The following is a 24,087-nucleotide window of genomic DNA, read 5'->3' as shown; positions in this document are numbered from 1 at the left end:
CGCCGATTGCAGTCAGCGGCATTTTGCTCTGGATCATTTACATTTTGTCAAACTTTGCGTCCCCCGCAAACGATCCTATTGACAGTTGTTCTTCAAGAACAAGTCCGTGATGATGCCGTTCTTCAATCCTTTTGATAATAGATCGAATTGCATCCGTATTTTCTTCGATATTGTGAGGGTCAAAGATCGTCACATGGTCTCCTTTTAATTTGTACTCAAGGTAATGCTGTGCGGTTGATTGCGTCCATCCTCTATCGGTCAACTCGCCGCATTGAAAATGATGAATGTTGGCGTTCACCGCGCCGGAATTGATCAGTTTATTGTGATATGTGAGATAGCTTCTGATTTTATCCTTAATGGAAGGAATGGTTAATAATTCTCTATAATAATCCGGAATGATATCCAGATTCCGATGAATGATCTCTTCGGTTTCCTCTTCCGAAAAATAATTCACCGAAACGGCTCTTTTAGAATCAAGCATCATAATGTCCGATACGATGCGTCCGCGCTTCTCCAAGGCTTTGGCGACCTCAAAAGCCAAATTCGACCCCGAGGAGTAACCAAGTAAAACAAAGGGCCCTTGTTCCTGAATGCCTATCATGCTTTCTGCATACCGGTCAACGATCTCTTGCTCGTAAGACGGCTCTTCTAGGAAATCAGCGGCATAGACGGTGCAGCGGCCGTCAAGTCTTTTCGCCATTTCATTATAGACCAGCCCGTACCCGATTAAAGGCGGGAAACAGAACACAGGGATTGAACCGTTCTGATTCATCTTGACGAATACGTTATCCGTCTTGGACTCGAAAACTGCCGCTTGAATGGCGCGTGCCATTGTTTCGATGGTAGGAAAATCGTATACGGCTTGATAATGCATTTTGATTCCCATACGGTCGTTGATTTGATGAATAACTTGCAATACTTTGAGCGAATGGCCGCCAACGTCAAAGAAGTTATCTTTAATTCCCGGGTCACTGAGTGCTAAAATGTTCTTCCATATCTCGGCCAGCTGCTTTTCAATTAACGTTCCGGGCGCTTCGTATTCGGTTCCGGTGAGTCTATTTCCCTCAGGAGCCGGCAAAGCTTTTCGATCGATTTTTCCATTTGCGGTTATCGGCATCTTCTCCATTTGTACAAAGTAAGCCGGTATCATATAAGCGGGCAGTTTGTTCAGTAAATGACGCTTCAGCTGCGCCGTATTTAATGAATCGTCTCCTGACAAGTAGGCGCACAGCTGCTTTGAGCCCTCTTCTTCAATCGCGATGACGACCGATTCTTTGACAGATTCCAGTTGCAATAAAGCCGCTTCGACCTCGCCAATTTCAATCCGGTAGCCCCGGATTTTCACCTGATGATCAATTCTTCCCAAATACTCGATATTGCCGTCAGGCAGCCACCGGGCGACATCTCCCGTTTTGTACATTTTTTCGCCCGCGGCAAACGGGTGTTCAACAAATTTCTCAGCCGTTAATTCCGGGCGGTTCAAATATCCTCTGGCCAGTCCCTCTCCTGCCACATAGAGTTCGCCCGGTATGCCCATTACCTGAATGTGCTGATATTCGTCCAAAATATACGCTTGCAGAGTAGGAATAGGTTGTCCGATGTTGCTTCTGCCCTCGTCGATTTCCCGTTCCGTGATTTCTTTATATGTGACATGAACGGTGGTTTCGGTAATGCCGTACATATTGATTAATTGGGTTAAAGGATATTTAAGCTTCCAGTCTTTCAAGAAGGATGGATTTAACGCCTCTCCGCCAAATATGATTTTTCGGATGTTTAAATTGGATTCGGGATCTGCGCGCTCCTCCTGCATCAGTTGGTAGAAATAACTTGGCGTTTGATTTAAAATGGTCACAGCTTCCGATTTTAACAATTGCAAATACCTTTCCGGGTTTTTTGCTATTTGTTTCGGAACAATCACTAATTTGCCCCCATACAGCAGCGCTCCGTACATTTCCCATACTGAAAAATCAAAGCAGAAGGAATGAAACAAAGTCCAAGTGTCCGATGCGTTAAAATCAAAAACATTTTTGTTGTTAAATAACAGACGAACCACGTTTTTATGTTCAATGAGCGTGCCTTTCGGATTCCCCGTTGTTCCTGATGTATAAATAACGTAGGCTAATTGATTTGGCATCACGTTCAGATTGAGATTAGATGCTTCGGCGCCGTATGATGACGGATCGTCAAGGAAGACAGTATGACTTTGATAATCGGTATCTTCCAGAAGATGATGCTGCAATAATAAGATAGAGACGTTAGAATCCTCAAGCATATAATGGATGCGTTCTTTCGGATAATCCGGATCGATCGGTACGTAAACGCCCCCGGCTTTCAAAATAGCAAGGATGCCTATCACCATCTCCGGTGAACGTTCCGCCATAATGCCGACAAGATCCTCGGCCTGAAGTCCTTTGGCAACCAAGGTTCGGGCCAGCTGATTGGCGCGTTCATTTACTACCCGATACGTCAGCTTCTTATCTTCAAAAACAATCGCCACGTGCTCCGGCGTTCGCTCCGCTTGTTCTTCAAACAATTGATGAATCGTCTTTTCCTTTGGATACTCCGCCGCCGTATCGTTGAACTTGTCTATCAGGAGCGAACGTTCATCCGCTGTTACGATATCAAGGTCTTGTACGCGAATTTCCTGATCGTCCGCCATTTGCTTCATAATTTGCATGAAATGCGTCTGCATCCGTTCGACACTTGCTTGATCATAAACATCGCGATTGTATACAAAACGAATGTCAATTTCTCCATCCGGCATCACGATAAAAGTAAAATCGTAATGTGTATGTTCTTCCATATGAAAATCGAGAATGTCTAATGCGTTGTCATCCTGCTTCATATGTTCTATTTGTTTCTCAACCGGGTAATTCTCAAATACCATAATATGATTGATCAACTGCTGCTTTTGCTCAGTTTGAGCCTGAATGTCATACAGCGGAAATGTATCATATTTTTGAGAAGCCAGTGCCCGCTCCTGATTCATTTTCAATACTTGTGCAGCTGTCATTTCAGGCTGCGTATGAATACGTACGGGAATAGTATTGATAAATAAACCGACCATGGTTTCAATTCCCGGAATTTCTGCCGGTCTGCCGGATACGACCGTGCCGAAGACGACATCCTGACTCCCGTTGTATCTTTGCAGCAATAAGCCCCATGCGGTTTGTATCCATGTATTGACGGTGACTTGCTGGCGGCTTGCGGCCTGTTTGATTTCGTCTGTGAGCCGCTTTCCTAAACGAAACTCATGCTCACCTTTTTCGTATCCTTTCGCTTGGCCGGAAGATTGTTCTTGTAACAAAACAGTTTGCCCTTCATAACCTTCTAAATAGTTACGCCAATAGGCTGACGCCTGCTTGTGGTCTTGTTGATCCAGCCATTCGATATATCGGCTGTATGGAGTGACGGTTCCCCGCTTCGGCTGCCTTTGCTCGAGTATCGCATAATAGGTTTCAAACACTTCTTTCGTAACAAGAGGCAAACACCAGCCGTCCATTAAAATATGATGAAAGCTCCATATCAATCGCGCTTGGTCTTCCTCTGTCCGCAGGATCGATACGCGCATTAAAGCATCCCGGGTGAGATTGAATCCCCGCGCCTTATCTCTTCTTGCAAAATCGGCAATAAACTCGCTGCGCTGGTGACTGTTCATGCTGCGAATATCTTCAACGGCCGTTTCAATCGGCTTTTGCCGGAATACAATCTGTAAAGGCTGATCTTTCCATTCTGTATAAAAAAGAGTCCGAAGAATGTCATATTTTTCGGCAAGATGCGCCAAACTCATCCTGAATGCATCGATATCCAAGAATCCTTTCAGATCAAAAGCGGCTTGTTCAAAGTAAGCTTCGGAAGCCGAATCGATCAAGCTGTGGAACAACATTCCTTTCTGCATCGGGGTTAATGGGTATATATTTTCAATGTCACCGAGATGACTCGTTTGCTGCACAAATTGATCCAATTCACCGATCGTTATACCTTTTAACGAAATATCGCTTGGCGTCAGGTGAATTTGATCTTGAGCATCACAATGTGCGATGACTTGCTGCAGGCTGTTTTTTAAGAGATCGGCACAGGCTTCCATTGTTTCTCTCTGATATTGTTTACCGCAATAGCTGATGGCCAGCGACAATCGGCCGTCTGAAATCATGCCGTTGATATCAAGTGTATAGGTCAAGGGACGGTTGTCACTGGCTGTTTTCCCGCTTGAGTAAGGGGATACCTCCATCTTGCCGTTCCGGACATCTTGATCAAATTGACCCAAATAATTGAAACGTATTTCCGGATGTCCGGTCCATTCATGTGCCTTCGGGTGATCGGATAAATATTTGATCAGGCCGTAACCTATTCCTTTTTGGGGGATCTGACGCAAATTTTCTTTCACTGTTTTAATCCGCCCGGGGATATCCTGATCAGCTTTGATTTGAAGCGAAACCGGATATAGGCTTGTGAACCATCCCACCGTACGCGAAATATCGAGATCCGGGATGATAGACTCTCTGCCGTGTCCTTCAAGATCAATGAGAATGTCTTCATGTCCGGTCCAACGATGAATAGCAATTCCCAGACCGGTCAGTAATAAATCATTCATATCGGTCGAATAAGCCCGGTGAGCGTTTTTTAATAAACGTTCGGTTTCCTCAACGGTCCATTGAACGATGACCGTTTCCCGGTCTTTGGCCAGACCGGTCTCCTGCTCATTGTCCTTTGGCAATGTATGCTGCGGATTATGTTTCTGTCTGAACCAGTATTGATTTTCCGCTTCGAATTCCTGACTTTCTGCATAACGATTCAACTGTTCAGCCCATAACAGGTAAGAGTCCGTTTTCTTCGGAAGCCGGATCGCTTCGCCGTTTTGGAGCTGCTCATAAGCTGCCGCTATATCCTCAAGTAAAATCCTCCACGATACGCCGTCGATGACCAGATGATGAACCGCAATCAGCAAATGATCTCCCTCTTGACACCGGAACAATCCTAGTTTCATGAGCGGTCCTTCGGCTAATTGAATGGATTGCTGAATCTCATTGGAAATGGTTTCTATCGTCTGGGACACATTTTTTTCTTCGCGTAATGAGATCACTTCAAGGCTGAACAGATCACCTTCTTCGATCCCCCGATTTCGGGCTTCATATCCATCTTCTGTCGGAACATAGACCATGCGCAAAGCATCGTGATGCTCTGTGATCTTCTTCATGACGTCCCGAAGCTTTGATTCATCCAGTCCCTCTTTCCAATAAAGCATAACCGCTTGATTATAATGGTGTAATTCCGGGTATTTCTGGTCAAAAAACCAATGCTGAATCGGTGTCAGCAGCGCCCGGCCTTTAATTTCCCCTTGTTCTGCGATTCGGGTTACCGGCTCTACGTATGGAACAAGCTCGGAGATCGTTGGGTATTTAAACAAGTGTTTGATTTCAAACTTATACCCGGCTTGGTATAATCTTGAGGACACTTGAATCGACTTAATGGAATCGCCCCCCAATTCGAAGAAATGATCTGAGATTCCGACCCGTTCTAAGCCTAAGACCGACTCCCACACCGCGGCCAGTATGTTTTCCAGTTCTGTTCGAGGAGCTTCATAGTTCATGCCTGTAAGATTCTCTCTTGGAGAAGGAAGGGATTTACGGTCTATTTTCCCGTTGAAAGTAAGCGGCATCTCTTCCAGCTGAACGAAATACGCAGGTATCATATAGGATGGAAGCTGCCGGGACAGCTCTTCACGGAGTTCGCCTGCAGTTAAAGCATGTTGTGCGGTATAATAGGCGCACAAGGATGTTTCCCCATCGATTTCCCGGGCGATAACGATGGCTTCTTTGATCGCCGGCAGCTGAAAAAAAGCGCCTTCGACTTCGCCGATTTCAATGCGGTAACCTCGGATTTTCACCTGGTGATCAATCCGGCCCAAATACTCGATATTGCCGTCCGGCAGCCATCTTGCCAAGTCTCCCGTCCGGTATATCCGTTCTCCTGCTGCAATCGGATGGTTTACAAACTTCTCGGCCGTCAGTTCGGGACGATTCAAGTAGCCCCTTGCAAGCCCATCGCCCGCTATACACAGTTCTCCCGCCACACCGGTCGGCTGCATATGTTCCAAATCAGCATGTAATATATACAATTGAATGTTGGAAATCGGTTTGCCTATCGGAATCGATGCATACGTTTCTTCCGTCTGGCAATCAAAGTATGATACATCAATTGTTGCCTCAGTCGGTCCGTACAAGTTGATGATTTGAGCCTGGCTCACCGACGTGATGATGCGTTTGAAGCCTGCGACATGTACAGGCTTCAAAGCCTCACCGCTTGCAAACACATGTCTTAATGACGCTAATTTTTGTTTCAACATCCCGGTTGACTTCTGATCCATGGATTCCAAGAAGGCATGCAGCATCGCCGGTACAAAATGCATTGTGCTGACACCTTTTTGTGCAATTGTATCTAAAATCAGCTCGGGATTCTTTTCTCCTCCGCTTGGCAGCAGCACCAGTTTAGAACCTGCCATCGTCCACCAGAACAGTTCCCACACTGATACATCAAAGGTGATCGCAGTTTTTTGCAGAATCGCATCCCGCTCATCGAGAGGGTATTTTTCCTGCATCCACACCAGCCGATTGATGACCGACCGGTGCTCAACCATAACCCCTTTCGGCTTCCCCGTTGAACCCGATGTATAAATAACATAGGCCAGATGATCCGGACCAGCAGCCGGCTCTACATCCGACCTGTCTTCACAAAAGTTTTGCGGATCTTTCATATCCAGCACTTTTCCCGTAAAAGGTACTCTCTCTTGCGATTGATTCTGCACGAGTAACAACTTCGTATCCGAATCCTCCAATATGTATCGAACCCGTTCCTCGGGATAGCCCGGGTCAATCGGTACATACGCCCCGCCGGCTTTCAAGATCCCGAAGATCCCTACAATCATATCCAGGGAGCGTTCGGCCATAATCCCGACCGGCTGATCCGGATGCACGCCTTCAGATTGCAGTGTCCGAGCGAGTTGATTCGCCCTTTCATTCAATTCACGGTACGTCAGACGGCTATCCTCGTAGACAACAGCCGTTTGATCAGGGGTACGTCCCGCTTGTTCCTCCAAAAATTGATGAATCGTTTTTTCTCTTGGATACTCTGCAGCCGTTTGATTATAGGCGATGAGTTGATTTGTCTCTGAGTCTGACAGAATATTAAGCTGGCGGATCATAAGGTCGGGTTGGAATAACAAGATCGAAAAAATCCGGTTTACATGTTCGATCACTTGCATCATATACTGGAGATCATAAGCTTGTTCATTATAAGTTAACTTTAAATGAATCGAATCATTTTCTATGGAAAACTGAAATAACGTATCAGCAGCGGCCGTTTCTATAAAACGAATGGGGTGAAGCTGATCTAGTGATACGATCGTGTGGATCATTGGCAAATGATTTGAATCGTAGTTCAGATTTAATGGACCGGCCATTTTATCGAAAGGAACGTGCTGATGTAAGATGGCTCCGTTCAGCGTATGTTTAAATTCATTAAATATGGATTTAAACGTGCCATCCGCATTTATGTTTTGTTTGATTAACATGACTTGATCTAAACGAAGGTCTTCATCGGTTTCGTCTTCAAAGGTCGGAACACCTACAATAACGCCCTCTTCCCCCGTATATTTGTACAAAAGACACTCGATTCCGACCAGGAGAACCATATAAACGGCCATTGGCGATTTATTCGTCATCTTCATGATGCGCAGGGATACATCGGAGCTCAATGAACTGTGAATACGGTTGGGTGCACTCGACGCATCGTGCTCTATTGTTGAGTCCGACATTTGAAACGAAGGGATTGCACTGGGACGATCTTCCGCATCGAACATGCTGCTCCAGAACAACTCCTGTTGCTTAAATTCTGACATTAATATCCCTCCAGTAAGTTTTAGCCGGCTGATGGCTGTCCCCGTAAAAACACCATGCCGGGGACAGCCGGTACCGGCCGTTTTTAGAAATTCAATTCGATTTCGCTTGCAAAGTGTTCACTTTTGTTTACTTTCTCACTTAATTGAATTTCTTTTAAAGGAATCGATGGGTCTTTTATGATCGCCGACAGAATCATGGCGTAATCCTTGCTCAGCGTAGCGATGGTTTTCTGTTTGAACAGCTTCGTGCAGTACTCAAAGCTTCCTTGAATCTCGTGCGGATTCATCACGAAGGTCAGCTGCAAATCAAATTTGGCCGCCGTATTTGTTTGTTCATATGGTCTCACCGCGAGAGAGTCCAATTCGATATCCGTTTGTTCCGTATTTTGCAGAACAAACATCGTATCGAATAACGGATTACGGCTTAAGTCCCGTTTCACTCCCAATTTCTCAACTAATTCTTCAAAAGGATATTCTTGATTTTCATAAGCTTTCAGCATCGTTTCTTTTGTTTCCGTTACATAGTCCATAAAGGTCTTTTCTCCAGCCGGGGCCGTACGGATGGCCAGCGTATTCACAAACATCCCGATAATATGCTGTAAATCTTCATGCATTCTTCCCGCAATAGGCGTACCGACGACGATATCTTCCTGACCGCTGTATTTGGCCAGCAGTATATTATAGGCTGACAGCAAGATCATGTAAGCGGTCGATCCGGTCAATTCTTCCATCTGTTTTATCCCCTGGACCACGGTCTCATCGAGAGCGAAATTGTATCGCTTTCCTTCAAAGCTTCGAATTCGCGGTCTGGTAAAATCTTTCGGAAGCTCAAATGGCGGGAGTTCCTCATGAAATACGTTCAGCCAATAGTTCTCCTGCCTCTTGATGCGTTCCCTCTGCTCCGCCTGCTGCTGCCATTCAGTGTAATCTTTGTATTGAATCCGGAGCGGGGTTAATTCTTTGCCGTCATACAATTGAATCAGTTCTTCAACAAAAATATTCATAGAAGCGCCGTCTGAAACGATATGATGCATGTCAAACATGAAAACATGTCTGTCCTGTTCTAATTCGATGAGTCCGGCCCGAAGCAATGGAGCCTGACTGAGATCGAAAGGCCGCACGAAATTGCGGAACAGCTCCTCGACCTGCTCATCAGCTGCTTTGTACCTTTCTATAGAGAAATCCGCCTGCGGCTTGATCACCTGCACCAGCTCTCCGCGGACCATTTCAAATCCGGTTTGTAGCGATTCATGGCGCTGGATCAGACTTTGGAACGCAGATTGTAAACGATTCATGTCCATCCTGCCTTCCAATGTCAAAATCCCCGGCATGTTGTAACTTAGTTCTCCGCCTTCAATTTGTGTAGACAGGTAAACCATCTTTTGCACAGAAGATACAGGATAAACATCTTTGGCTTCTGCAACAGGGATTTCATCCGGTCCGCTGGTTTCCGCGCCTGCAATGACCCTCGCCATTTCTTCAATCGTCGGGTATTGAAACACTTCTCTCAATGAAATGCTTTTGTCGAATTGCTTATGGATCTTGGTAACGAGCGTCATCCCCCGTAACGAATGCCCGCCGAGATCGAAAAAGTTATCTTTGACGCCGACTTGTTCTACCTTCAATACTTCTTTCCAGATGTGAACCAGCTGCTCTTCCGGCTTTGTCCTTGGAGCAACATAGTCAATCCCGGTCTGCAAGCCTGCTTCAGGCAGCGGTAACGCGCTGCGATTCACTTTTCCATTGGAGGTTAACGGCATTTGCTCCAGTTGCATCAAGTATGAAGGAACCATGTAGCCTGGTATTTGATCGGAGAGTTTTTCTTTAAGCTGATTGATCGGCAGTGACTTCTCCCCTGTAAAATAGGCATACAAATCGCTTTGCCCCTCTGCATTTTCTCTGGCCAGGATCACCGCTTCTTGTACATGCTCGATGTTGAGAAGAGCGGCTTCCACCTCGCCAAGTTCGATCCGGTAACCGCGAATTTTAACCTGATGATCCTTTCTTCCGGCATATTCAATGTTTCCATCCGGCAGGTAACGGGCAAGATCGCCTGTTTTATACATCCGCTCTCCGATTACAAACGGATCGGCCACAAACTTTTCACCCGTTAATTCAGGCAAGTTCAGATACCCTCGTCCTACTCCGTCTCCGGCGATGCACAGCTCACCCTTTACACCTATAGGCAGCATCCGATCATGGGAATCAACAATATACACACGGTTGTTGCCCAGCGGTTTGCCGATCGGCACGTAACCGCCGTCGTCAGCGGATGCCAATGTCCCCGGTACGATATGAAAGACCGATGCATCCACACAGGTTTCCGTCGGACCGTATACATTGGTTATGAGCGGCATTGATGACCCGTTCGAAGCGAACAATTCAAGCAATTGCGCCGCCGTCGCCTGCGGGAGCGCCTCTCCTCCAATAAGCATGTGCCGGATCGTTATCCCATGAAGGCTGTCTGCAGCGATAAGCAATTGCAAATGTGACGGTGTTCCGTCTGTTACGTCAATGCGGTGGGTGCGATAATAGTTTGACAAGGTATAACCGTCTGATACTGATGCTTTAGGGACGATATACAGTGCATGTCCCCCTAACAGTGCCGCGAAAATTTGCTTGACCGATGCGTCGAAATAGTACGGTGCCAACAGAGACACACGCAATCCCGAATCATAAGCACCGTACACTTGTCCGCGGAGCCCCTCCATCAAATGAAGGACCTGGCGATGCTCAATCAGCGTGCCTTTTGGCTTGCCGGTTGTGCCTGATGTGTAGATCACATACGCCAAGTGATCCGGTCCGGCTGCCGTCACCAGATTCGAGCCGTCCCCGCTGTTCATTCGTTCGTCATTCAGCAGTAAAATCTCTCCGGCAAAGGATACACGATCTTGTAAATGGGGCTGTGCCAGCAGAACCTTTGCTCCTGAATCCTCCAGAATATAGCGGATGCGTTCCTGCGGACTGTCCGGATCCATCGGCACATACGCGCCCCCGGCTTTCAGGATCGCCATAATCCCCACGATCATTTCCAGAGAACGTTCTGCCAGAATACCCACAGGCTGGTCAGGCTGCACGCCTTCGCTTCTTAAAATCCGCGCCAGGCGGTTGGCCCGCTCATTCAGCTCACGGTATGTGAATCGGCTTTTCTCGTAAACTGCGGCCGTATGTTCCGGCGTGCGCTCCGCCTGCTCCTCGAACAATTGGTGAATTGTTTTGTCCCTTGGGCAGTCTATCGCCGGTTGGCCCCATCTCTCCACAATCTGTTCTTTCTCCTTCGCGGTGATCATCTCCAGCGATGAAAGCGGCGCCTGCGGATCATTCGCAATCGCCTCGATCAATTGGATAAAGTGCTTTGCCATGCGTTCCGCAGTTTCCTGCTTGTACAGCGCCGCTGCGTAACCGATCATACCTGTAATTCCGTCTTCATTTTCTGCCGCTTGGAACGTCAGGTCGAACTTCGCCATCGCATGGTTGTCCGGATAAGGGGTAAAACGCACATCATCGAGGCTCAATTCTCCCCGTTCTGTGTTTTGCCATATGAACATCGTGTCAAACAGCGGATGGCGGCTGAAATCCCGGGACACATTCAGCTTGTCCACCAGTTCGTCGAATGGATACTCCTGGTTTTCGTATGCTTTTAATGTATGTTCTTTGACTTCCTGCACGTACTCCCGGAATGTTTTTTCCCCGACCGGATTCGTTCGTATCGCCAGTGTGCCCACGAACATGCCGATTAAGCTTTCCAAATCCGAATGGGTTCTTCCGGCAATCGGGCTGCCTACTACGATGTCTTCTTGCCCGCTGTATTTGGCAAGCATGGTCGTATAAGCAGCCAGCAGCACCATGTACAGCGTGCTTTCGCTCTTCACCGCCAAGCCTTTCAGCTGTTCCGTCAACTCCGGTCCGATGACAAACTCGATTTGTCCTCCTTCAAAGCTCCGCGCAGCCGGTCTTCCGTAGTCGGTTGGCATATCCAACACCGGAACCTCTCCGCTGAACACATCCAGCCAGTACGCTTCCTGTTTCTTCATCCGTTCGCTTTGCATATCCGACAGCTGCCACGCCGCATAATCTTTATACTGAACCCTTAATGGCGGCAATTCTTTTCCTTCATATAATGAAACGAACTCTTCAATCAAATTCTTGATAGATACGCCGTCGGAAATGATATGATGCATGTCAAACAGCAGCAAATGGCGGTCTTTCGCAAGCTCGATCAGTCCTACCCGCAGCAGCGGCGCTTTCTCCAAGTCAAATGCCCGCACAAACCCATGAATGAGGGCTTCCGCCTGTTCTTCTTTCGCTTGAGTGAATTCCACTGCAAATGGGACGTCGTCATAGATCCGCTGCACCGGTTCTCCATCTATCAGTTCAAAGCCGGTACGCAGCGTTTCATGGCGCTGAATCAGCTTGCGGATCGCCTTCTCGACAAGTTCCCGATCCAGAGCTCCATCGGCTCTCATGACACTCGGCATGTTATAGCTCAGCTCTCCGCCTTTCAGCTGATTCAAAATGTACAGCCGTTTCTGCGCCGAGGAGACGGCATAGTATTCTTTTGCGTCAACGGTCGGGATAGATGTATATGCTGTGTGTTTCATTCCGGTAATCGTTTCTGCCATTTCTTCAATTGTTGGCGATCGGAACACTTCCCGCAGCGGCAGGCTGACCCCCATCTCTTTGTGCAGCTTCGCTGTCAGCGTCGTTGCCCGCAGCGAGTGACCGCCGATGTCGAAGAAATTGTCTTTCACGCCGATACGCGGAAGTCCAAGCACCTCTTTCCAGATATGCGCCAGCTGCGCTTCCGCCGCTGTACGGGGAGCAACGTATTCGCCCCCCGTTTGCACGCCTCCTTCTGGTGCTGGCAATGCTTTGCGGTCGACTTTTCCGTTTGCCGTGAGCGGAATCGATTCAACAAAAGCCCATTTCACGGGAATCATATAGTCAGGAAGGTTTTTGGCAAGATCTTTCCGTAATGCTGAAGGATCAGTCGCTTTTGAGACGCTGCAGTACGCGCACAATTCATTTTCACCCAAAGCGTTTTTTTGAATAAGGACGGCTGCTTCTCTCACCGCCGGGTGATTGGCCAATATGACCTCAACTTCTTTCGGTTCGATCCGGTAGCCCCTTATTTTCGCCTGATCATCAATGCGGCCGAGGTATTCGATTTGCCCGTCCTCACGCAGCCTTGCCAAATCTCCGGTGCGGTACATAACGGCTCCCTCTCTGAACGGATCAGGCAAAAATTTCTCTCCCGTTAAAGCCGGGTTATTCACATAGCCTCTCCCGGTATTTGCTCCGGAAATATACAGTTCTCCCGCAATGCCCAAGGGCTGAAGCTGTTTGTTCTTGCTGATGACATACATATTGTTATGGCATATCGGTTTGCCGATCGGCGGATATTCAGGAATATCATCTCCCGGTTGAATGGTATACGTCGACACTACATGAGTTTCTGACGGACCGTAATGATTGTGCAAATGCAAGCCGTGTGTGCGGAGCACTTTCTGAAATAAACGGGATACTGTCAATTGTTCTCCTGCTGTAATCAAATGCTTCACACAGCGTGGAAATGAATATGCATAGCTCTCTTCGTTAAAAAGCATTTTGGCAAAAGCAGTCGGGAAAAAGACGATGTCCGTCTGATGTTTATTAATAAACGAAAACAGCTGAGCCGCGTCCCGCTTTATTGATTCAGGCACGATGTGGAGTGTGCCGCCGCTGAGCAGGGCTGAAAACAGCTCTTGATAGCAGACGTCAAATGCCGGAGATGCGTATTGAAGCACATTGGTTTTGAAATCGATGCCTGAGTTTGTAAATTGGTCATACAGCAAATTGGCCATATTTCTATGTTCAAGCAGCACACCCTTCGGTTTCCCCGTCGTTCCTGATGTATAAATAACGTAAAGCAGATCCTCCGCCGTGTTTATCGTCTGCACATTGCTCCCGTCCGGTTCTGTCTCCGCTTCTTCTATGAATGTGACAATCTGCGTTGCTGCCTCGGGGACTGACCGGTCTTTCTCTGTCACAACATGAGTGCAGCTGCTGTTTTCAATGATATAGCGGATTCGTTCGGCAGGATGGCTCGGATCAATCGGAACAATGGCACCGCCCGCTTTTAAAATGCCTAAAACAGCAATCGCTAATGATGGTGAACGCCCGGCGATCACAGCCACCGGCTCCTGATGCTTCACACCTCGCTTACGGAGAATCCGCGCCAGTTTATTGGCCGTTTCGTTCAGCTCTTTGTAAGAAATCTCCGCCCCTTCGTATTGAATTGCGATTTCTTGCGGCGTTTGTGCCGCCTGGCGTTCAAACATAGTATGAATCGTTTCGTATTCAGGCTTCTCTATTCCCCCGGAAAGCGGAGTGAGCAGCTGTTCTTTTTCTTGCTGCGTCAGAAGTTCCATTTCTTCTATTTTGACAGACGGCTGCTGCAAAATTTGGTGAATGAGCTGTTCAAAATGTCCGCGAATCCGCTCTGCCTCTGATTGTCCATATTCATTTTGGTTGAAATCAAAATGAATGGTGAGTTGTTCGCCAGGGATGACAACTACATTAAAATCGTAATGAGTATGTTCTTCTATATGGAAATTCACGATATTTAAATCCGCAGCATCATGACCCTCTTCGACTTGCTGCCCTATCGGATAATTTTCAAAGATCATGATATGATCAATTAAGTTTTGCTTTTGTTCCGTTTGGGCCTGAATTTCGTATAAAGGATAGGTATCGTACGATTGGGAAGCCAGCGCGTTTTGTTGAACCATTTGCATCGTATCAGCAAAAGTGCTGTCTTCATCGCAGCGGATGCGAACCGGAATGGTATTGATGAACAGGCCGATCATCTGTTCCACATCAGGAATTTCCGCCGGCCTTCCCGACACAACACTGCCGAAGACAACGTCTGCGGACCCGCTGTATTTCTGTAATAAAACTCCCCATAACGTTTGGATCAACGTATTTAATGTAACCTGATGCTGATTTGCGATCTGCTGTAATTGTTTTGTCTGTTCGTGATTAAATCGGCAGATCACATTGGCATAGGCGTATTCTTTTTGTTCATGCTGCTCTATTTTATGAAGAAGCGTGGTTTCACCTTTATATCCTTCAAGATACCCGCTCCAGTACCGCTTTGCCGCTCCCTGATCTTGGCGGTCAAGCCACTCGATATAGTCGCTGTAAGGAGCTGCCGATGACGGTTCTGGTTCCCTGCCTTCCTGTAAGGCGCTATAATGATCAAACACTTCCTTCGTGATAAGAGACAGGCACCAGCCATCCATCACAATATGATGGAAGCTCCAAATCAAATGATATTTGCGGTCTTCCATACGGAAAATCGCTATGCGCATCAGCCGATCCCGAGCCAAGTCAAATCCTTTTGCCTTATCTTCTCTTTGATAGGCTGCGATTGCATCCTCGCGCAGGTGCTCCTCTCTATCACGCAAATCTGCAAAATGAATTTGCGGTGTTTGCGTTTTATAGACAATTTGTAAAGGAGTATCGTTCCAGCCGCTGTAAAAACGGGTTCTGAGCACGGCGTATGTTTCAAATAATCGTTCAAGGCTTGCTTTAAACCAATCAATCTTTAACTCTCCCTGCAAATCGAACGATGCTTGTTCAAAATAAGAACTTGAGGCCTCGTCCAGCAGGCTGTGGAAGAGCATTCCTTTCTGCATCGGAGTGAGCGGATACACGTTTTCAACCTCACCTGCATGCGGCAGTTGAATGAGGAGCTGATCCAATTCGTCAATGGACATGCCTTTTAACAAAATATCGCTTGGCGTCAGTTCCGATTGTTCTTTATGAACGCAATGCGTAATGATGGTCCGCAGGCGGCTTTGAATCGTTTCCGATAACCGCATGATCGTTTCTTTTGCGTACTGTTTGCTGCTGTAGCTGATCGTAAGCCTCAACCGGCCCTCGGTGATCATTCCGTTTATATTCAATACATACGGTCTTTCTTGATTTCCGCTTGAGTCTGAACCGCAAGAATAAGAAGATAATTGAACCCCATGCTGCTGTAAATCTTGGTCAAACTGTCCCAGGTAGTTAAAGCTGATCTCAGGATTGAGTTTCGATGGCATTCCGCCGCTTAAGTACCTTGCTATTCCATATCCGATCCCTTTATGCGGAATTTGACGCAATCCTTCTTTGGTCGTCTTGATATAATCAGAGATCTCTTTGCCCGGCTGCGCGTGCAGCACAACCGGATACAGACTTGTAAACCACCCGACCGTGCGGGAGATATCTATATCCTGTATAATCTGTTCTCGGCCGTGTCCCTCTAAATGAATCGGAATTTGTTCCAGTCCTGACCAATGCGATATGGAAAGACCCAGAGAAGTTAAGAGCAAATCGTTTATTTCCGTGTTATAAGCGCGATTCGCTTGTTTTAATAAGAGCTCCGTTTCCTCTTTCGTCCATTTCACAGCTGCTGTTTCACTGTCTTTTGCAGTTGTATGAGTTTCATGAAAATCTTTAGGCAGCGGTTTGACTTCGGTTTGTTCGATCTTTGTCCAATATTCCTGTTCTTGTTTTATGGTTTCACTTTGCGCGTATTCTGAAAGTCTCTTAGCCCATAATTGGAAAGAGTCTGTTTTTTGCGGCAGTTGAATCACTCGCCCGTTCTCGGCTTGCTTGTAGCCGCTAACGATATCTTCCAGTAAAATGCGCCATGAAATCCCGTCTACAATCAAATGATGGATGGCAATGAGCAAATGATCTCCATTTGCGCATTGAAACAACCCGGCTTTCATTAACGGCCCATCACTTAAACGCATACTGCTTTGTATCTCATCAGCTTTGGCTTCAATTGTCCGTCCCGGATCGGAATCTTCTTTCAGATTCAGGACGTCTAAGCGGTACAGTCCGCTTTGGGCGATTTCTTCATTCTGTGCCTCACAGCCATTTTCTGTAGTCCGGAACGTCATGCGGAGCGCATCGTGATGTTCAGCAAGCTTTTGCAGGGTTTGACGAAGCTGCGTTTCCTGAAAACCTTCCGGCGCATGCAGCATGACGGCTTGATTGTAATAATGCTGATCTGTCGTTATGTGATCAAAGAACCAATGCTGAATAGGAGTCAGGCTGACTTTTCCTTTGACCTCACCTTGATCGGCTATACGCAGATTCTGCTTGATATGCGGACTCAATTCTGCAATTGTTGCATATTGAAACAAGTCTTTGATTTCCATTTTGTATCCTTGCTGATTTAATCTGGAGGATACTTGAATGGATTTAATGGAATCTCCGCCAAGGTCAAAGAAATTATCAAGAATACTGACGTTTTCAGCGCCTAATACCGATTCCCAGGCAGAAACTAATATTTCTTCCGCTTTTGTTCGGGGAGCTTTATACTCTGCTCTGTCCTGCAGCTCGAAATCCGGAGCCGGCAGCCCTTTTCTGTTTATTTTTCCGTTAGAAGTTAAAGGCATTTCATCAAGCTCGATAAAATAAGCCGGAACCATATAACTTGCAAGGGTTTGAGACAATTGTTTCCGGAGCCGGGCTGCCGTTGTTTGCCCGCCGCTCACGTAATATGCACACAATTGTTTAAATCCGTGGACGTCCTCTCTGGCTGTAACGACAGCTTCCTTAATCGCTTCTTCTTGAAGCAGTGCCGCCTCGATCTCGCCTAATTCGATACGATAGCCTCTGATTTTCACTTGTTCATCTATTCTGCCCGCATATTCAATGTTTCCGTCCGCCAGCCACTTCGCCAAATCTCCGGTCTTATACATCTTCGCTCCGGGTTCAAACGGGTCATCGACAAATTTTCCCGCCGTTAATTCGGGACGGTTTAAATATCCTCTTGCCACACCGGCGCCGCTGATATAGATTTCTCCCGGGACACCGATCGGTGCGGGTTTCATATTTTCATCAAGAACGTAAATGCTCGTGTTTGCCGCAGCGGTTCCGATCGGTACCGATTCCCGCCTGTCCTTTGCGGCATCATAACGGTAAATCATGCAGCCGACAACGGTTTCCGTCGGTCCGTACTCATTGCATATTTCAATCCGGCCTTCGAACTGTTCATGAATGCTGCGGGCTAACCGGGTGCTTAAGTTTTCCCCGCCCACAATCATTCTACGGACAGCCGTTTGATCGGCAATGTTCATTTCTTTCAAAACCTGCAAATGGGCCGGGGTCAATTTAATGATATCCACCCTTGGGTCCCGCACAATCGATTCAAGCAGAGCTGTTTTATCCTCTCCGTCATAGACGATGATTGCATTGCCTGTGACAAGCGGCGTGAAAATAGAAGTCACCGTCAGATCAAAAGAAATTGACGAATACAATGGGAAGTTGGCTTTCTCGCCTTTTACATAAACCTCTTTCGCCCACCAAATATAATTGGTCAAGCCTCGGTGCTCGATTAGTACGCCTTTTGGCCGGCCTGTGGAACCTGACGTATAAATGACATATGCCAAATGGCTCGCATCATTTATCGGAGCAAGGTCAGAGTCATCTTGGTGATAAGAACTTTCATCATCAAGTAAAACCGTGGCGCCTTCATAGGCAAGCTGTTTCCTGACATCCCGCTGCATTAAAACGATTCCGGCTTGGGAGTCATCCAGCATATACCGGATGCGGTCTTGCGGATATTCCGGATCTATAGGGACATAGGCTCCGCCTGATTTTAAAACGGCAAGGATTCCGACCACCGATTCGATGCTGTTTCTTGTGATGATGGCTACAGGCTGATCCGCCTGCACTCCTTTCGCTCTTAACGTTCGCGCCAGGCGGTTGGCCCGCTTATTGAGCTCTCCGTACGTGAGCTGCCTATCCTTATCAATGACGGCTGCTTGATCGGGCGTACGCTGCGATTGCTCTTCAAATAATTGATGAACCGGCGTCTGCGGAAACGGCGCGGCCGTGTCGTTAAGCGTCTGCAGAAGGGTTTTTCTTTCGCCTTCCGTTAACAACTCCGCTTGATCCACCCGGATATCCGCATCTGTCACGACTTGATGCAGGATTTGCATGAAATGTTCCCGAACCCGCTCTATGCTTGCCCGCTCATACACATTTGCATTGTATTCAAAAGAGATGTTCATCTCGTCGCCCGGTATAACGGTCAAATTAAAATCGTAGTTGGTCTGTTCTTCCATTTGCACGTTGGAAATCGTGATGGATGTTCCGTTCTGGCGGCCTATACTTTCCATATACTGATCAACCGGATAATTTTCGAATATCATTAAATGTGTAATTAAATCTTGCTTTTGCGTTGTACGCGCTTGAATATCGTACAGCGGGTGCGTCTCAAATTGTTGAGACGCTACAGCCCTTTCCTGCGCCTCTTTCATAAGCTCAGCAAACGTTGTCCCGGCTTCACATCGGAACCGGACGGGAATGGTGTTAATGAATAAGCCGATCATGGTTTCCACGTTTGGAATTCCAGCAGGTCTTCCGGATACAACACTTCCAAACACAACGTCCCGGCTTCGGTTATATTTCTGCAGCAAAACCGCCCATGCCGTCTGCAGCAGCGTGTTCAGCGTGACATGATGCTTGCCTGCCGTCCGCTTCATTTTCGAAGTGAGATCGGAGCTTATGTCACACGTCACTTTTTCAGGAACGTATCGTCCGTCTTCCGCTGCATGGTGATCCTTAGGAAGGCCGGTTTGCTCCTCATATCCCTCCAAGTACTGATCCCAATAAGCCGTGGCCTCTTTCGCATCTTGCCGGCCAAGCCATTCAATATATTGACTGTACGGAGTAATTGATGATTGTTCAGGCTGCTTTTGCTGAAGCAAGGCAAAGTAATTCTCGAATATTTCTTTTGTAATCAGCGGCAGGCACCAGCCGTCCATCAAAATATGGTGGAAACTCCAGATAAAACGGTATGTTTTTTCATCCGTACGAAGGATGAATAACCGCATTAACGCGCCTTTTTCTAAGTCGAACCCCCGCATCTTATCTTCTCTGGCATACTGCTGAATCATCGCTTCTTTTTGTGATTCCTTCATCTCTCGTAAGTCATTGAATTGAAAACCGATTTTTTTCGTTTTGAATATGATTTGGAGCGGCTGATCCTTCCAGCCTCTGTAAAAATTCGTGCGGAAAATGTCATATTTTTGCGATAAGCCTTCCAAGCTTTTTGAAAATGAATCAATCTCCAGATCTCCATGCAGATCAAACATCGTTTGCTGAAAATAAGCACCTGAATTCGGATCAAATAAGCTGTGAAACAGCATGCCCTTCTGCATCGGCGTTAATGGATAAATATTTTCCGCTTCGCCTAATTCACGCGTCTGCTCCAAAAGCTGTTCCAGTTCGTCGATTGAGATGTCTTTTAACAGGATGTCACTTGGTGTGAGAGAAGTCTGCTTCCGGCTTACGCAATGTGCAATGACTTCTTGCAGACTTTCTTTCAACCCCCGGGCAAATTGCGCCATAGTAGATCTTTCGTATTGTTTGCTGCTGTAGCTCAGTGTCAGTGATAATGTCCCTTCGGCAATCATGCCGTTCAAATCAAGCACGGCCGTTCTCTCTTGGTTTTCGTTCATTGATAACCCTGTGGAAAAAGGCGAGATGCGCAAAGCCTGATGCTTCAGGTCTTGGTCAAATTGTCCCAAATAGTTAAACGATATCTCCGGATTCAGCTGCAGGCTGTCGGCTTCCGGATGCCCGGATATATATTTGATGATGCTGTAATTCATTCCTTTGTCAGGGATGCGGCGCAGCCCTTCTTTTACGATCTTGATCCGCTGCGACAGGTTTTTTCCGGCTTCCATCCTCAGGACGACAGGGTACTGGCTTGTGAACCATCCTATCGTGCGGGAAATGTCAGCATCCGGAATAATCGGTTCTCTCCCGTGGCCTTCCAAATTCACGACAATGTCTTCCGTGCCTGTCCACTTGTGAACGGCTAGCCCTAACGAAGTCAGCAGCAGATCGTTGATATCCGTGTTGTAGGCGCGGTTCGCATGTTTTAATAATTGCTCCGTTTCCTCTTTTGTCCATTGAATCGTCACTTCTTCGCTGTCTCTTAATAACGATCCTTCGCTGATAGTGTCCTTAGGCAATGGCTGAGGCTTTATACTTGAAAGCTCAGTCCAATACGCAATCTCCTCTTCCATATCGGTTTTTGCCGCATATTTGGACAATTGATCGGCCCAGAATGGAAACGAGTCTGTTTTTTGCGGGAGCTGGATCGTTTGTCCGCGTTCTGCCTGCTCATAACCGCTTGCAAAATCTTCGAGTAAAATACGCCAGGATACTCCGTCAATCAGCAAATGATGAATTGCAATCAGCAAATGATCTCCGTCCGGACATTGGAACAAACCGAGCTTCATCAATGGCCCTTTGTCTAATACCATGCTGCTTTGAATCTCATTCGCTTTATCGGCAATCGCTTGAGCCGGTTCGGTTTCCCCTTTATAATTCATCACTTCCAGATGGTATAGTTCACTTTCATCTGTTCCTGTAATTCGCGGAGCGTATCCATCCGGCGTTTTTTCAAAGATCATCCTCAAGGCATCGTGATGCGACGCGATCCGTTCCATCGTCCGGCGAAGCGGAGCCTCTTGAAAGCCTTCCGCCGAATATAACATGACGGCCTGATTGTAATGGTGTGCATGCGGCATTTTTTGCTCAAAAAACCAATGCTGTATCGGGGTCAGCTTGGTTCCGCCATTCACTTCTCCTTGATCAGCCACCCTGCTGACCGGTGCTACAAACTGACTAAGTTCAGCAATCGAGGGGTGTTTAAACAAATGCTTCATATCAACCTTGTATCCGGCTTGATACAATCTGGATGACACCTGAATTGATTTAATCGAATCTCCGCCAAAATCAAAGAAATTATCCAGAATTCCTATACGTTCTGCTCCTAATACTTCTTGCCAGATGGACGCCAGCAGTTCTTCTATTGTGTTCCGCGGGGGTATGTATTCGTTTTCCGTCCGCGTATTTTCGTCAGCAGCAGGCAAAGCTTTCAGATCAATCTTTCCATTGGAAGTGAGCGGAATGCGTTCCAAAGGGATAAAACGGGAGGGAATCATATAATTCGGCAGTTCCCGGGATAAGTCTTCTCTGAACTGCGCAGCGGTCAAAGAAGGCTCGCCGACATAATAGGCATACAATTGTTTGGCCCCGTCTGCGCCTTCCCGCGCGACGACTGCGGCTTCACGAACGTTTTCCAGGTTGAACATGGCTGCCTCTACCTCGCCGATCTCAATCCGGTAGCCGCGAATTTTCACTTGATGATCAATCCGCCCTAAATATTCAATCCGTCCATCTGGCATCCATCTGGCGAGATCCCCCGTTTTATACATCTTTTGACCAGGGACATGCAGATGCTCCACAAATTTTTCCTCCGTCAATTCAGGCCGATTGAGGTAGCCGCGGGCCACTCCCGCTCCTCCGACATACAGCTCTCCCGGTACGCCGATCGGCTGGATTTGATGGTGCGCTCCTAAAATATAAGCTTGATGGTTGGCCACCGGGCTGCCGATTGTGATCTGTTCATCAGCGGACTGAACAGGGTGAAATGTAGATACCACGCTGTTTTCTGTCGGTCCGTATTCATTATTGATCCGAATGCGAGGCTGCAGAGAATGCAGCTTCTCAACTGTATCTGTTTCCAGCTGCTCACCGCCTACAACAACATGCTGAACATGGATGAAATCCTCTCTGTTCATCTGTTCGATCATCGTTTTCAGAAGACGGGGAGAAGTTGAGAAATGAGTAATTCTCTCTTGTTTTATGGCATTTTGAATGGCGAAAGTTTCTTTATTCTCTTCATTAGGCAAAAGGTGCAAAGTTGCTCCCGAGATGAGCGGGCCGAAGAAATTTAAAATGAACGCATCAAAAACATACGGGTACAAGACAAGCACGCGATCCGCCGGAGAATGCTTAAAAAACGCCTTCTTCCATTGGAGCGAGTTTACAATGCCGCCGTGTTCAACCATGACCCCTTTCGGCTTTCCTGTAGTACCCGACGTATAAATGACATAGGCTAAATGGCTGTGTTCCGCTACTGGTGATAACAATGAGCAATCGGCATGGTATGATGTTTCATCATTCAAATCGATCACCGGTCCGTCAAAGGCGAGACTGTTTTTTAAATGATGCTGAACAAGGAGAACGTCTGCATCCGCATCATGAAGCAAATATTGAAGCCGCTCTTTTGGATATTCAGGATCCAGGGGCACATAAGCGCCCCCTGCCTTCCAAACGGCTATAATGGATACGATCATCTCTAATGAACGATCAGCGAGAATGGCGACTAACGTATCGGGTTGAACCCCGCAATTACGCAATGTTCTTGCCAAACGGTTCGCCTTCTCATTCAGTTCCCTGTACGTCAAATGGTCGTTTTTAAACTTGACGGCCGTATGCTCAGGCGTTCTTTCTGCCTGCTCTTCAAATAATTGATAGACTGTTCTGCTCCCGGAGAAATCTCTGATGGTGTCGTTAAAATCAAACAATAGCTTCTGTTTTTCCGCTTCCGGTAAGATCTCTGCCGTATGGATCGCGGCTTGAGGCTGAAACAGGATCACAGACAGCAGCTGATCCAAATGGGATACAATTTGATTGATATAGCGCTCATCGTACAGATTGCCGTTATAAAAAAGCTTCAAATGAATCCCGTTGTTCTCCAAATCAAAGTGAAACAGCGTATCGGTTGCAGTATCTTCTTTAAATTGCAAGGAATGAATTTCGTTAAGCGAAACGACGGTATGAATCAGAGGCATATGCTCGTCATTGTATTGCACGCTCAGATGCCGGACCATTTTTCTAAACGGCAGGTTTTGATTTTTCAGAGAATCATTAACGGCTTCTTTCAGCTGCCCGAATACGGTTTTAAATGTGCTCTCGTTTGAAAGCGTATTTTTTAAGAGGACAATGTTGTTAACGGCTGACTGGCCGGCTTTTTGCTTCGATACCGTCGGAATGCCAAGAATCAGGCTCGTTCGATCCGTATATTTATACAACAAGCATTCAATACCCGCCAATAAAATCAGATAGGCGGCCATATCGGAATGATTCGCCATTGTCATGATTCTTTGAGATACTTCCGGAGATAAGGAACGGCAGATGCATTTTTCCTGGTAGCCGGTACGGGCCAACGATGCTTTATCCGCTGCTTTAAAGTAAGGGAATGCGCTTAGGCCGTCTTCTTCATCAAACAGGTTTTCCCAGTACGTTTCTTGGTTTTTAAATACCGACATTGGAGCACCTCATTT

The 24,087-nt window shown here is 46.9% G+C and carries 2 protein-coding genes; both read right to left on the bottom strand.

The genetic code is table 11. The annotated features are described in order from the left end of the window. Positions 1–37: 37 nt before the first annotated feature. Positions 38–7,897, bottom strand: a complete 7,860-nt coding sequence (bamC, locus tag ACNFN4_RS17550; protein WP_448200358.1) for a bacillomycin D non-ribosomal peptide synthetase BamC — start codon at positions 7,895–7,897, stop codon at positions 38–40. Between the two features lie 83 nt (positions 7,898–7,980). Continuing rightward, the gene (gene bamB, locus ACNFN4_RS17545) at positions 7,981–24,072 is read right to left on the bottom strand and encodes a bacillomycin D non-ribosomal peptide synthetase BamB (RefSeq protein ID WP_448200357.1); all 16,092 of its coding nucleotides are present in this window, start codon (positions 24,070–24,072) and stop codon (positions 7,981–7,983) included. Between the last annotated feature and the right edge of the window lie 15 nt (positions 24,073–24,087).

The organism is Bacillus sp. N1(2025), from assembly GCF_053470005.1.
This window is presented reverse-complemented; position numbering and strand designations above follow the sequence as displayed.

Coding starts and splice junctions, on each gene's coding strand:
- bamC (WP_448200358.1), bottom strand. CDS start 7,897: ATGTCAGAATTTAAGCAACAGGAGTTGTTCTGGAGCAGCATGTTCGAT.
- bamB (WP_448200357.1), bottom strand. CDS start 24,072: ATGTCGGTATTTAAAAACCAAGAAACGTACTGGGAAAACCTGTTTGAT.